The 13,963-nt window shown below is 41.8% G+C and carries 11 protein-coding genes and 2 tRNA genes; 4 read left to right on the top strand and 9 right to left on the bottom strand.

Going from position 1 to position 13,963, the window contains the following annotated elements:
• Positions 1-339 precede the first annotated feature (339 nt).
• The 3 genes from QZZ22_RS11090 to QZZ22_RS11080 all read right to left on the bottom strand — a co-directional run bounded on the left by QZZ22_RS11090 (position 340) and on the right by QZZ22_RS11080 (position 6,207).
• Entirely contained in the window at positions 340-3,525 is a 3,186-nt protein-coding gene (locus QZZ22_RS11090) for a NosD domain-containing protein (RefSeq protein ID WP_292464787.1), read from the bottom strand.
• A 536-nt stretch (positions 3,526-4,061) separates the two neighbouring features.
• Positions 4,062-5,093: an AI-2E family transporter gene (locus QZZ22_RS11085; protein ID WP_292464785.1), complete on the bottom strand. Its 1,032-nt coding sequence runs from the start codon at positions 5,091-5,093 to the stop codon at positions 4,062-4,064.
• A gap of 40 nt (positions 5,094-5,133) precedes the next feature.
• Positions 5,134-6,207: an AI-2E family transporter gene (locus QZZ22_RS11080; protein ID WP_292464782.1), complete on the bottom strand. Its 1,074-nt coding sequence runs from the start codon at positions 6,205-6,207 to the stop codon at positions 5,134-5,136.
• A 579-nt stretch (positions 6,208-6,786) separates the two neighbouring features.
• Here QZZ22_RS11080 and QZZ22_RS11075 point away from each other — a divergent pair.
• A complete protein-coding gene (locus QZZ22_RS11075) occupies positions 6,787-7,248 on the top strand; it encodes an RDD family protein (protein WP_292464780.1) in 462 nt (153 codons plus the stop codon).
• A gap of 43 nt (positions 7,249-7,291) precedes the next feature.
• Here the strand turns inward: QZZ22_RS11075 and QZZ22_RS11070 are convergent, their stop codons facing one another.
• Positions 7,292-7,666, bottom strand: a complete 375-nt coding sequence (locus QZZ22_RS11070) for a helix-turn-helix domain-containing protein (RefSeq protein WP_292464777.1) — start codon at positions 7,664-7,666, stop codon at positions 7,292-7,294.
• 124 nt (positions 7,667-7,790) lie between these two features.
• On the opposite strand from QZZ22_RS11070, the gene QZZ22_RS11065 reads away from it, so the two are divergent.
• Positions 7,791-8,474 (top strand): DUF5591 domain-containing protein, encoded by a 684-nt coding sequence (locus tag QZZ22_RS11065; protein WP_292464775.1) that lies wholly within the window; start codon positions 7,791-7,793, stop codon positions 8,472-8,474.
• 43 nt (positions 8,475-8,517) lie between these two features.
• On the opposite strand, the gene QZZ22_RS11060 is transcribed toward QZZ22_RS11065, so the two are convergent.
• A complete protein-coding gene (locus QZZ22_RS11060) occupies positions 8,518-9,246 on the bottom strand; it encodes an ATPase domain-containing protein (protein ID WP_292464772.1) in 729 nt (242 codons plus the stop codon).
• A 321-nt stretch (positions 9,247-9,567) separates the two neighbouring features.
• Between QZZ22_RS11060 and hmgA the strand changes: the two genes are divergently transcribed.
• Positions 9,568-10,812, top strand: coding sequence for a hydroxymethylglutaryl-CoA reductase (NADPH) (gene hmgA / locus QZZ22_RS11055; RefSeq protein ID WP_292464769.1), 1,245 nt, complete (start codon positions 9,568-9,570; stop codon positions 10,810-10,812).
• 73 nt (positions 10,813-10,885) lie between these two features.
• Here the strand turns inward: hmgA and QZZ22_RS11050 are convergent, their stop codons facing one another.
• From QZZ22_RS11050 to QZZ22_RS11035, 4 genes are all read right to left on the bottom strand, one after another.
• A complete protein-coding gene (locus tag QZZ22_RS11050) occupies positions 10,886-11,092 on the bottom strand; it encodes a hypothetical protein (RefSeq protein WP_292464767.1) in 207 nt (68 codons plus the stop codon).
• Between the two features lie 51 nt (positions 11,093-11,143).
• Complete coding sequence (locus QZZ22_RS11045) at positions 11,144-12,391, bottom strand: 3-isopropylmalate dehydratase large subunit (RefSeq protein WP_292464825.1); 1,248 nt, start codon at positions 12,389-12,391, stop codon at positions 11,144-11,146.
• A gap of 188 nt (positions 12,392-12,579) precedes the next feature.
• Positions 12,580-12,954 carry a transcriptional regulator gene (locus QZZ22_RS11040; protein ID WP_292464765.1) on the bottom strand — a complete coding sequence of 125 codons (375 nt, stop codon included), beginning with the start codon at positions 12,952-12,954 and terminating at the stop codon, positions 12,580-12,582.
• A gap of 404 nt (positions 12,955-13,358) precedes the next feature.
• A tRNA-Ile gene (locus QZZ22_RS11035) sits at positions 13,359-13,432 on the bottom strand.
• A gap of 186 nt (positions 13,433-13,618) precedes the next feature.
• Here QZZ22_RS11035 and QZZ22_RS11030 point away from each other — a divergent pair.
• Positions 13,619-13,690: transfer RNA gene (locus tag QZZ22_RS11030), tRNA-Ala, on the top strand.
• The last annotated feature ends 273 nt before the right edge of the window (positions 13,691-13,963 follow it).

The following is a 13,963-nucleotide window of genomic DNA, read 5'->3' as shown; positions in this document are numbered from 1 at the left end:
ACAGGAATTGCCCCGCCGCTATGGCCGCCAGACTCACTTACAATAACGATGAAAGGATTAAGTCCAGATTTCTATTAGGTCTTGTATAGGACCTTTAATCACCTTGAACGCTTCATTATTAAAACCATTGAATAAATACTTTGTCGTTAATATCTTATTCACATTTTAGGAACAGAATCTCTTTTGTCAGAATCCATAAAGTTGCAGGTACGAATTATTTATTGCTTTTTAGTGATGATATCATCAAATTGATTTTACAATTGCTGTTGCTATAAAAAAGAAAATATATAAGGCAAAGAAAAATGATACTTCGTTATTTACAAAAAAGTAATAGAGAGCTTAAAGCTCTCCTTCTTTGTTCTTCTGTTTAGTTACAACTACAATTCCCATGCCAAGAACAATTACAACACCGACAATCCAATAAAGATGGCCAAAACCACCTTCACTTTCAGCAGGTGCTCCTTCCTCCTGAGTGGCAGGAGAAACAATGTCTGTTCCTTGCGTTTCAGCTATTATGTCCTGTGTTTCTTCTGAATCGGTCCCGAACAGTGCATATAGGGAAAAGTGGCTTATCATAGCTGTTGCCCTGCCGTTCTCCCAGTCAACTGTTGTCTCCAGCGCTATCCATCCCTCTTCGGATGTATAAGTGTAGATTACCGGAGCGCGTCCTTCAAACAGTTCCGGATCGAAATCCATTGTTATCATTACTTCCTGGCTGAATGTGGTTCCGGAAGGACCGAACCTGAAGTAAAGACCGGACTCGATGACCTCTCCCGGAGTGTCCGCGGGCAGGAAGAGAGGAGTAGTAACTATTATCTTATTCACAGGATATCCGGAAGTATCAACAGCCCGTGTTCCCTGATACAAGGTCAGTGTGGTTGTTGCATCTGCGGATTTAACAACCATGTCACTTGTTACTTTTCCATCATTACCTACCTGCAGATCTGTTATGGTCCCTTCTCTTCTCTCCCTTTGAGCTGCAGAACCGCTGTTAGAACGGGTAGTTTCTTCGTCCTTGAAAAGTGCCAATATAACTGTGTATGTTGGACTTTCTCCCATTATTCCGGCAGGAGCAACACCATCATTTTCATTAATGGTTGCAGAAACATAGTTACTGCTGGTGTTGAGTGTAGCATTTGGAACTTCTTCCCACACAGTATCGTTCAATCTGAACAAATCTATTGAAGATTCACCTGCACTGCTCATTCCGGAATCATCATAGAAGAACTGGATATCAATACCTGCATCTATTGGCGTAAGGACGATGCTATCCAGGTAATTGGGTGAGCGAATCATATTTACATAGCCATTGACGTTCGTTTTACCGGGCATAGTTATAGAATCCAGGTTTTCTTCGCTTATTACGAGTTTGGCATCACTGGTCACGAAAGACATCTGTGCCATGTCTGTATTTATCATCAGGTTGTTTACTATAGTATTCACGGAATCAAAGGCATAGAAAGCATGGTCATTACCCGTTGAGTGAGTATTTGAGAATGTATTGCTGGTAGAACCGGAAATGTAAATTCCACGTGCGCCTGAAACACTATTAATGGATATGGAATTCACCATGTTTTCAGATTCTGCGGCTATAAGGCTATTTAATTCATCGAAGAATGCTTGTTCAATTGTTTGGTCATTGGTTAGGGATTCTGACTCCAGATTTACAGAGCTCAAATCACCGGAGCTGGCCTTATTATCATCAAATGTGTTACCAGCCAGATCATTATTATCTGAATCAAAGATTAGGATGCCTGCCATTTGGTTAGAACTGGCAATATTGTTGGTTAATGTGTTAGTGTCAGAAGCAGAGAGGTATATTCCCGCATAGTTAGCATTATTTGCAGCAGTTTCACTCAGGCAGTTATTGTTCGAGTGGATGATACCAATGCCAAGAAAGATATTATCATTAGCATTGAGATTTGCCATAACACTATTATTTGTCTCTTGAAGGTGAATACCCACAAAATTAGAGTTCATGTTACTGTTGGACAATGTAATGTTATTTGATCTTAAATTCATTACGCCAATGAGATTGTCATTAGATCTGATATTATCAAGTGCATTTGAACTGGAGTTAAGTAAGTAAATACCATATCTACATTCTGAGACGGTAACATTCTCTATTGTTGAATTGTCAGTGGATACAAACACAACGCCGTCAAAACTATTCGAGACTTCAATATCATTGACAGTAATGTTGGTAGAGTTTACTGCGTATACCTGTCCGGCATCGGATGGTACCTGCATGTCTGCCTGGTCGAGAAGATAATAGAGCACTTTCCCATCAATCGTGTTACTGGCATCTATATTTTGAACGAAAAACTCAAACGTTGCCCCTCCAACACCGAAATTGTAACCATTTGATTCCATTATGTTATCGATCAGGGTGTTGTTAGTTGAATCTTCCAGGTAAATGCCTTGATAAGTGTTGTTGTTGACACTATTGTTGATTATGTTATTGTCAGCAGACTCATAAAGGTTGATTCCGATTTCAGGATTATTGATAATAGTATTGTTGCTTAAGGTATTGTTCCCGGAATAATCAAGGTAGATACCGTCACAGCCATTGGAACTGATCGTGTTGTTGTTGACATTATTGAGTTCACTTGAAGAATACAGGGAAATACCGTCCCACCCGTTAGAGCTGATTATGTTGCTGATCAGATTATTGTTGGTTGAGTTACGGAGGAAAATACCATAATAATTGTTATTGACGTTGATGTTATCAAGAATATTGGAATTGGAGTTGAAAAGTACGATGCCATACTCATTCTCTGATAGAGTAACGTTCTCTATTTTAGAATTATCCGTATATGCAAATACTATGCCTTCAGAACCATTTGATATTGCAATGTCCTTAACAGTGACATTGGTGGAGTTAACGACATAGACCTGTCCCGCATCGGACGGTACTTGCATATCTGCCTGATCGATAAGATAATAGATAGGTTTTCCATCAACCAGGTTGCTGGTGTCGATGTTCTGGAAGAAATTCTCCTGACTTGTTCCATAACCACCAAAATTATACTCATTTGATTCCATTGTGTTATTGATCAAGGTATTGTTGGGTGAATCATACAGGTATATTCCTTGTACGCTGGAAGTGATTGTATTGTTGATTAAGTCACTATTGCTCACATTGAAGCAGAAGATTCCAGCATAACTTTCAGATATTACATTATCAGAAATATTACAGTCAGAGACTGAGAGCATGTAAATGCTACTGTAATTCGTTGGGCCTATTACATTTAATCCCTGGATTGCAACACTGTCGGCTGTAATGTTGAATACATGGATATCTGGAGATGCTGCCTCTATAGTAGTATGCGTTGAACCGTTTTGTGAGCGAATTGTAACATTTTTGCTGACAACTATATTTTCAGTGTAATTTCCGTCACTTACAATAATGATGTCACCGTTACTTGCATTAAAAAGTGCGGCATTGATAGTGGTGTTTCCCAGGCCTGATCCTACTATGATATCTGCTGAAGATACTATTCCAGTTGATAAACATAATATCAATAATAGGAGTGAGTATTTTAATATCGTTGATTTGTTTTTATACATTTGGATCATCTTGTGGTGTTTCAATAATTATTCTTTCGATTATTAACTTTAGTATAATAATTAAGTTATAAAAATCGTTTGCTAATACCATGCAGCCTCTGAGGTTGATATTTTTTCAATACTGAAAAGTATCTGCAAAAATTGCTACAATTAATGCCAGGTAATAAAAGAGAAAATTTTTATTCATTAATAAAATATGTAATGTCAAGAGTTTCTCTGTAGATACGGGAAAGTTGACAACTGGAGTTGTCTCTTATTAGTTATCCGAAAGAGCAATATCCGTGTCCGCATCCCCGCACAAGCAATAGTTGCTATCACTAGTATGAGGAGACAAATCGATTTCACGAATAATATCATTCATCTAGTAGCAATATATTGATGATTATTAATTCCGAATTCTTCTTCGGTAAGAACAAGTCAGTAGCCCAAATCCCAGTATGTTCAGTGAGCTCTCATGTTATCTATTTCCCGGATGAGACAAATATCTCTGGTTATAAGTATTCCTCATGGAACATCCTGGTCGTAAGTAACGCATAGGAAAGCAGAAGTGGTCCCATAATAATGCCCAGCAGTCCGAATAGATTGAGGCCGATTATAATTCCTATAATAGATACCAAGGGATGCAGCTGGCCTACTTTCTTATTTATAGCAGGGCGTATGAGATTATCCACTGAACTGATAATAATACCTCCGACAAGCACTCCTGCCGCACTGATATAATCTTGTTGCACTAATTGGATAATGGCCGCAGGAATCCATACGATAGGCGGTCCAAGTGCCGGAACGAAAGACAGGATGAAAGTCACAAATCCCCAGAGGAAAGCGCCTTCCAGTCCAAATACCATAAATGTAATGGCTAGAAGTCCCCCCTGAATTACTGCAATGACGCCAGAGCTTACAAGGATAGTCTTTACCATGGACCTGAATTCTCTTAAGAGTTCCATGGTGTTCTTTTCATTGAAGGGAATTGCATTTTGCAGACTGCGGGCGAAATCTGATTTCTCGCCAATGAACATGTAGAAAAGCGTAAAATACATTATAATGAATTCTATGAGCCTTCTGCCTACACTCTGGACCGCACTTAGGAGCATCGCACCCAGCGAGCCAGCAGTACTGGCTGCCAACTCTATTGTTCTTTCATGTAGGCTGGTATCCGTGGGCACTACACCTCGGATAAACTGTGTTGCAATAAGGCTGTTAGTTCCTAGCAAGGGCAGGATCCTTGATATGTCTCCGACATCCGCCGTTAAATACTGTATTTCCAGGATTATAATCGTGAAGAGGATGTATAGTGGCACGAGTACTATCATAACAGTAATAATAATTACTAGAACCGCCGCCAGGCTGGATTTTATTTTAAGCCTGGTATTAAGGAAGGTATACATTGGCCTGAAAACAACATACATTATCAATGCCCCGAAGAATGCGTTGATGTAGGGATATAAGGAGTAGGCGAGCACAGCTAACAGTATTACCAGGAACAGGGCTGACAGTATCATCTTATGTGGTTTTTCAGCTTGCATTTTACAGCATCTCGACAGTAGGTGCCGGGAATAATCCTGCTCAGCCATCTTTAAAGGCTTCTGTTTTGACACATTCATAGTATCCATTCTCTTGCCTGGAAAGATATTCCTCGTTGAACATCGCCGCCACTAGCAGTACATATGAGATCAGGAGAGGTCCTATGATGATTCCTAGCAGCCCGAATAATTTCAGACCCGTAATGACTCCTACAAGAGTTATTAATGGATGGATCTCTCCTACTCTTTTTTGAACAAAAGGCCTTAGAACCTCATCTACAAGTGTATGGAGAATTCCTCCGATAAGTACTCCGATTGCAGTGAAAATGTCTCCCTGGATTATTTGTAATGCCAGTGTGGGAACCCATATGACCGGTGGCCCTACAACTGGAAGGAAAGCAAGTAACATTGTCACAAACCCCCATAGGAAAGCGCCTTCAATACCAAGGAGAAGGAATGTTGTCGTAAGTATAACTCCCTGAAGAACTGCAATTAAACCCGTGCTTACAAGAATGGTCCTTACAAGGGAAATGAATTGTTCCAGTAACCTACTTGTGTTCTTTTTGTTAAAAGGTATGGCATTTTGAAGGCCTTGTGCAAATGCAGATTTGTCCCCCACAAGCAAATAGAAAAGCACAAAGTACATGATGATGAACTCGACGAGTCTTTGGCCGATGGTAGATATAGCTCCCAATGCTATAATACTTATCCAATTGGCCAAACTTGCAACAAGTTCCATCAATCTTTCCATCAGGTCTATTTCCACAGGTATCATATTATCGCTGATGTTGTCAATGTAATGTATTGTCGACTCAATGGAGGAGTATATTCCGCTGATGTCTGCAAACAATGTCTGTATCTGCAAAAGAACAATAGCCATAAGAATATACAGGGGTATCAGGATAATCAGGATAGATGTAAAGATAACTGCCAATGCAGATATTGAGGATTTGATATTCAGTCGGGATATTAAAAACCTATGAAACGGCTTGAACACTGCATAAAGTATAAATGCTCCAAAGAAGGCGCTTGCGTATGGGTACAATGCGTAGGCAAGTACTATTGTCAGGATTACAAGTATGGTCAGTGCCTGCCACATTTTACTAGAGCGTTCCATTACATCTCAGATTCTTATTAATGATATATAATATGTTATACCTGTGAGGATATAGTATGGTGTGAACTGTATGAAAAGTATGATTGAAAGGTATTCTGGAATGCTAATTTCCTGTAAGTTGTTCAGATATTGTTTTTCAGGTGCTATGACCTGAAAGTATGCTTTAATCATCATATTTAATATTGTGCTTACTTGAGCTGAATACAAATGCATATGGATAATACGGCTGATTAAAGGACCGGGCTATTCGGGTGGATTGTGTCATTATTTGGTATGGTATGTTACTATGGAAACAAGCTGAAAAATGGTTTGCTCGCAAAAGGAATGCTGATGTCAGCAATCCTCTTTCAAGAATATTCTCCACGTTACGATTCAGCTTTGGGGGACAATGAGTATGGGCAGGAAGCAGGTAAGGGGTTATTTTGAGATATTGTCACTTAATCTGTTTTACTCTACTTCCCATTCTTTTAAATAATACCGTTCACAAAAGCTAATAGGGGTTTATTGCAAATGGACTGCAAGGAATGCGGAACTTATAATCCAGATCTTACAACACATTGTCTCAATTGTGGCGTTTATGTGCCAGCACACCAATATGCAGGCTTCTGGAAAAGACTTCTTGCAGCTATATTCGATACTTTCCTTGTAACGGTGGTAGGCGGCCCCATATCCATTATTCTGGGTGTTATCGTGGGAAGTTCCATCGGAAGTATTGTCGGTCTATTAGGGAAAGATTCTTTCTTTCCGGCGCTGCTCTCTACGGCGTTCTTTTTCATAGGAGGTATCTTCCTTATCCTGAGATGGCTTTATTTTGCTATCATGGAAAGCTCATCTCATCAGGCAACCTTTGGCAAGAAACTTGCAGGTATAAAGGTCACCGATATGGACGGGAGAAAGATATCTTTCTGGAGAGCTACACTCAGGCATTTCGCCAAGATACTCTCTGCAATGGTTTATTATCTGGGTTACCTGATGATAGGTTTTACCGAAAAAAAAGCAGGGGCTGCACGACATGATAGCTGGTTGCCTTGTGATCAATAAGTGATGCTTTGGCGGCATTAATCATATTGCTGATGTCGGGGCATCAGTTGCCTAACAGTTCACGGTCAAAGTTCTCTATAAGGTCGCTCACTTTCTGATACCATTCGTCTATTGTATCCTTGAGCATCTTCTTTACCTGTGTGGGTTCAATGGCGGCATATTCATAATAATATCCTCCAATATCTATAGATCTGGTCTCCCTGTACACAAGACCGGCAGCTGTGAGATTCTGTAACGAGCGATAAGCTGTGCTGCGTTCTCTTCCCAGCAGCTGGCCAAGTTGTTCTGCGGTCATAGGACCTTCTTCAAGTAGTTTTTTGTAAGTACTGATGTCAAGTTCTTTCAGGCCAAGTATGCATTTTGCCATATCTTCGCATTTACATTCTGCTTTCAACATTTCAGGAATCGAACTTGCCATAATATTCCTCTTAAATAAAGGTACATCTGGTGTAAAGTCTTCTAAAGCGCCAGTGTATGTTTTGCACAAAACCGTATAGTGTTTGCGTCACTTATATATATAGTTTCCCTGATATTGCTATTCCTTGACACCAATTATACCTGAGAATGAGCGTTCGGACATACCGCTGGACACAGATGAACTGATCTATCATCCGGACATGATACGTGCCAATGAATGGGTGATCACTGAGTACGAACCCCCTGTAAGGGATATATGCATTTTCGTTCCGTGTTCTAAGAAAAAACCATATCATGAGAGTCCCTCGCACAAGATTTTTGACAGGATTATATTCAGTCTTCTTAAACCTGAAGAAGTTCATGTTGTCGTATTCGGAACATGCGGCATCACTCCTCGGGAAATAGACACCGAATACCCTTTCATGGATTACAGGTTCATAATGGGAAAATGTAATGTTGCAAAAGTGAAACGTGATTTTCTGAAAATGGAAAGTGAGCGTCTTGCAGCATATCTTGAGAAAACACGTGACGTATATAAGCATCGTATTGCTTACTGTATCGGGGATTTCAGGAAAGCGATGGAAATGGCACTTGAAATGACTGGTGTTCCGGTAGTTATTGTTCCCAAGGAAGAGACTATAGCCCAAAACCTGCAGCCCCAGCGTAAATTCATATATGGGAGCCTTAACCAGAAAAAGTATCTCAAAGACTTTTATGATGCAATAGCCTCAGCAACCGGTAAGCCCTCTCTGGATATTGATATTGATGAAGGGGAATGTGCTGAGGATGATGACTGGTTCCGTCTCTGAACAGAACCGGAAAAGAAGTAGAATGTGGCGCCAATGCCACCATTCATTCAAGATATGGGGATTGTGCAAGTACCGACATTCCATTGTCTGATATATTGAGTACACGCACTTCATTAATGGTGCCTGACCCTCTCATTTTCATGACATATATCGATCTTTGGAGGTTGTTCCCTGCAATTATGCGTCCAAGCTTGATGACCGAGTCTGCACCATATTCAACCATGTTATCAAGGTTATACATAGCTCCCACCGTTATAACAGAGGTTACCTGGTGCTTACGGAACACGCTGAAAACATCATCGATGAGTGTTCTTAACTTGTAGTTAGATTCGATAGCAAGGAACAGTGCTTCTATAGAGTCAATGAAAATGCGGGTAGGCTTGATCTCCTCTATCTTGCTCTCAATAAGTTTTTTAAAGCTCTTAATAAGCTCTGACGGTGCAATCTCTACGCTTTTCTGAAGGCGAAGGCTTGGGTCCGTAATGTCTACAAAGGTGAGTTTTCCCTCTCTGACGTACTCTTCGAGATCCCAGTTAAAAGAGGTCTGCATTTCCCTTACAATAGATTTTGACTCCTCGGAGGTGATGATGCACATTACATTCTCGCCTCTCTTTGCTCCTTCAACAATGAATTGTGTTCCAAAGATAGTCTTACCTGTACCGGAATCTCCAGAAACGACATTTGCAGTTCCCACGAAGTATCCTCCACGGAGCATTTCATCCAATCCAGGTATTCCCGTCTCTATTCTCTCTGATAGATATGCCTCTGACACTATACCACCTTATGATATCGAAGTAGTTATGATTTTATTCCCAAACTCAATAAATGTACTGTTTCAATAAAAGGCTACTTATGCCTTATTGATGTCAATACCTTTTACTCATAAAGCCGATGAATTGAGCATTAGTTTATTATGTTATCCTAATATAAAAAAGCGCGTATTTTATTTATAAGCACATACAGTCTGCTTTCCAGCCTGTGAAATGACATATCTTTAAAAGCGTGAACTATTTGTATTATCGTAGGTAATCCTCTGTACTTACAAAAGAACCTGTTGCGGCTATGGAATTTGCCTGCTCTTCCGGAGATGGACATGATATTAAGAGATGATTCAAATGAAAATGAAGGGGAACTTCTTGCAAAGGTTATCAAAGGCGAGATCCCTTATCACAGGATAGATTCACTGACAGACAAAGAGACAGCTGTCAGGATAAGGCGATGTGCGATTGAAAGCTCTTATGGTGTGAAGCTTGAACACCTCAGTATGTGTTCCCTTGATCTTGAAGATGCAACCAAGCGCAACATAGAGAATATGATAGGAGCTATCCAGGTGCCATTAGGTGTTGCTGGTCCGTTGAAAGTAAAAGGTGAGTTTGCAGAAGGTTCCTATCATGTCCCACTGGCTACGACCGAAGGTGCCCTTGTTGCAAGTGTGAACAGGGGTTGTTCTGTTATAACCGGCTCCGATGGTTCAAATGTGCGCATATTCCAGGATGTGATGACAAGGGCTCCTGTATTCAAACTTGACGATGTGGTCCGGGCCAGGGAATTTGCAGACTGGGTGAAAAGGCCGGAGGTATTTTCCAGGCTGAAGGACAAGGCATCACAGACAACCCGTTTTGGAGAACTTGTCGGAGTTGAGCCATATGTTACCGGAAACACGGTCTATCTCCGCTTTTCATATGACACAAAGGATGCCATGGGTATGAATATGGTGACTATAGCCACAGAAGCCCTGGCAGCACTTATCGAGGACGAGTTTGGAGCGATTCCTATATCACTTTCAGGCAATATGTGCACTGATAAGAAGCCTGCTTCAATAAACACTATTATGGGCAGGGGGAAAACCGTTGTAGCGGATGTCGTAATCCCAAAATCCGTGGTAGAGGAGCGCCTTAAGTGCAAGCCTGAAACAATGGCGGATGTAAACTACAGGAAGAACCTGCTTGGTTCTGCGCGCGCTGGCGCGCTTGGATACAACGCACATGCTGCAAATATAATTGCTGCAATGTTCATCGCCTGCGGACAGGATGCAGCTCATGTGGTAGAAGGCAGTACAGCCATTACAACTATGGAACTGACAAAATATGGTGACCTTTATTGTTCGGTGACCATTCCTTCCCTCGCAGTAGGTACTGTCGGAGGTGGGACCGGCCTCGGACCTCAGGGTGACTGCCTGAGATTGCTTGGTGTGAAAGGTTCAGGTAATCCTCCGGGAACTAACTCAAAGAAGCTGGCTGAGATAGTGGCTGCAGCCGTGCTGGCAGGAGAGATATCCCTCATAGGCGCCCAGGCTGCCGGACATCTTGCCAGGGCACATGCGGAACTTGGGAGATGAAAGATCAATGAAAATGGTCCTGCCATTTTCACTTCTTTTGTTAGCAACTTTTAGTAAAAAAAGAACTGTTCTTTTAACATTTATCCCTTGCTTTCTTCAAAAGGTCTGAGCACTCGCTCATTTTCTGTTCTGCCTGCAGGATATCATCGGCCAGCTCCGTATAGCCTGCATCCCGCACTTTTACCGACCATTCCTTGAAACTTTTACTGTGACTTTCATTGTGCTCCACCCAGTGCTCAAGAAGGTGTGCCAGTTTTGATCTGTTGATGTCATTTGTCATTTATTAGCCTCACATATTCTGACTTCAGCGATTATATATGGGAATGCGGCCCTAAATGTCTGCCGGGCTGGTTATCTCTCCGGTGAGCGCTGATGCGGCGGCTGTAGCCGGAGAGGCAAGATAGATAAATCCTCCTGTGCCCATCCTGCCTTTGAAGTTCCGGTTTGCTGTCGATATGCATACCTCTCCTTTGGCAATGACGCCCATGTGGCCACCCAGGCAGGGTCCGCACCCGGGTGTTCCAATTGTCGCCCCGGACTCAAGAAGTATCTCTATGATACCTTTACGGACAGCTTCAAGGAATATCTCTCTTGATGCAGGGATGACAAGTGTTCTGACAACCACCTTTTCTCCCTTGAGGATATTCGCTGCAGCTTCAAGGTCTTCCAGTCTGCCGTTGGTACAGGTTCCGATAAATGCCTGGTCTATTCTGGTAGCGGGAAGCTCTGAGACGTTACATACATTGTCTACATTATGGGGGCATGCGACCTGCGGCTCCAAGCTGCCTGCATCAAAATGGTACTCCTGTGAATAATGTGCATCCTCATCCGCATATATTGGTTCATAGCTTCCCTGAGAGCGCTCTTTAAGGTACTCAAAGGTTGTTCTATCAGGCGGGACTATCCCTGCCTTTGCTCCCATTTCGATTGCCATGTTACAAAGAGTCATCCGGCCTGAGATGGACAGGTTTTCGATCGTGCTTCCATAGAACTCCGCGGCTTTATAGGTAGCTCCTGCTACTCCCAGAGTTCCGATTATCTTGAGTGTGAGATCTTTTGCATGGGTGTGTTTTCTCAGTTTTCCATCTGCAGTTATCCTGATGCTCTCCGGAACCCTGAACCAGAGTTTTCCTGTGGCAAATATCTCTGCCATGTCTGTAGCTCCCACTCCGGTCCCGAATGCCCCGAATGCTCCGTAGGTACATGAATGAGAATCTGCTCCTACTATGAGTTTTCCTGGCAGTGCAAACCCTTTCTCCGGAAGAAGCTGATGGCAGATGCCCTCTCCTGTGTCATAGAAGTTCTTTATTTCCTGGCTCTTTATCCATTCCCGGATGTCCTTCTGCAAGGCTGCGGTTGTGTCGGTGTTTGCGGGAGTGAGGTGATCAAAAGGAATAACAATCCTGTTTGGGTCCCATACTTTTTTAACTTCCATTTCCCTGAAAGATCTTACAGCAAGGATGCTTGTTCCATCATGGGCCATGGCACAGTCCACATCCGCTATGACAAAATCATTCGCTTTGGCCTTTGTCCCTGCCGCGCGACTGAATATCTTTTCGCTAATAGTGCTCAAAAAAATAACTCCATTTCTTGCAGTTCATCTGCTATAGTGTATGAGTATGAGACAGGTTATCCCAATATAAAATCTGCGATTGAATTAACTGTCGGTGAGCAGAATGGGGTATGTTTGAAAGAGTAAAAGTATATCCTGCTGCCTCCTGCAATGCCGATAGCAGGTAAGCAGCCAGCCTGTGATTCATTTATACTTCAGGTGAGACTTTTAAGTTTCTCTATGTTCTCAAGCACTGATCTGCTCTCATATAGCACTCTCTCTTCGATGCTGCCAATTATCTCTTCAAGGGGTGTGATTAGCCTGTATAATTTGACCGGCCTGCCTTTTCCTTCATTTTTCTTTTCTTCCCGAATCTCGACCCAGTTGTTGTCTCTAAGGAATCTCATGGCAATACTTACCTCAGGCTGGCGTAGCTCTGAAGTTGCTTCTATTTCACGGGAAGTTATTTCGTCCCCACTTGCCAAAGTCGCAATCGTCAATGCAACAGGTCTGTTCATATCCAGTTTCCTGAGCAACTCGACCATTTCGTACTCCTTTTCATTCATGTTGTGGGGTTTCTTTTCTCTCATGCAATATCACCAAATAATTTTTAGTTTCGTTTTATCTTAAGATTTAAATGGTCACCAAGGAACTTTCCCCTCACTGTCTGAATTCGACGTTTGCCTGATCAGCAGTTTTCTTATCACCTATACATGATCTTGGTACGGTGCAAGCGCACAACTATTATAAGTATTTATTATATATTAATCCATATTACAACAAAATAGTGAGTCTGCAACGTATATTTCACACAATAGATTATTTGGTGTACTAACAGCCATGAAAAAACAACTATAATACCCAATCAGGCAAAGAATTATACGTGTATGCGTGCCTGATATCTATATTTGAGTTTACATAAATGCCAGGAATTGTGTGCCACTTCGGCATGTAATGTCAGGTACAATAATATTAGAAGTCATAAGAAGTAGAATGGGCCCGCTGAGATTCGAACTCAGGACCTCACGGTTATCAGCCGTGCGCTCCACCGAGCTAAGCTACGGGCCCACTTGCATATTTTATCGTTCTTGAATGATTGTGTTATTCAAGCGACACTCCAAATACGCATACAGGTACTTTAATATTTCGCTCTGGCTAACTTCTTCATTATGTATTACCTTATAATGTGCAACTTCGGAGCCCATTTCTAGCGATAACTTTATTTGATATGATGCCTGTATGAGGTCAATTACTGGGCTGGTAGATCAGGGGAAGATCGCTACCTTGGCATGGTAGAGGCCTCGGGTTCAATTCCCGACCAGTCCACTAAGGTTTTTTACGCATCCATAAGTTGATAATTCTTTATTAACATACCTCTTGAATAAAATATACTGGGAAGCCCATAAATATTAGGGTCTTATAGTTCACCGCGTGACTGTTGTTTCCCTCGCTCTTGGTCAATACTTGGCTTATAAATCTTGAGCTGTCTGACCATAATACTGCCTTCCAGTTCATGCATGATAGTTTCAGTTTCTTCTAATTGCCCGTATTGCCAGCTTTTTCCTTCAGGGATTGGTATCTCTCTATTCCACAGCACCA

Origin of the sequence: Methanolobus sp., assembly GCF_016278365.1 — an archaeon.
GTDB lineage: Archaea > Halobacteriota > Methanosarcinia > Methanosarcinales > Methanosarcinaceae > Methanolobus.
This window is presented reverse-complemented; position numbering and strand designations above follow the sequence as displayed.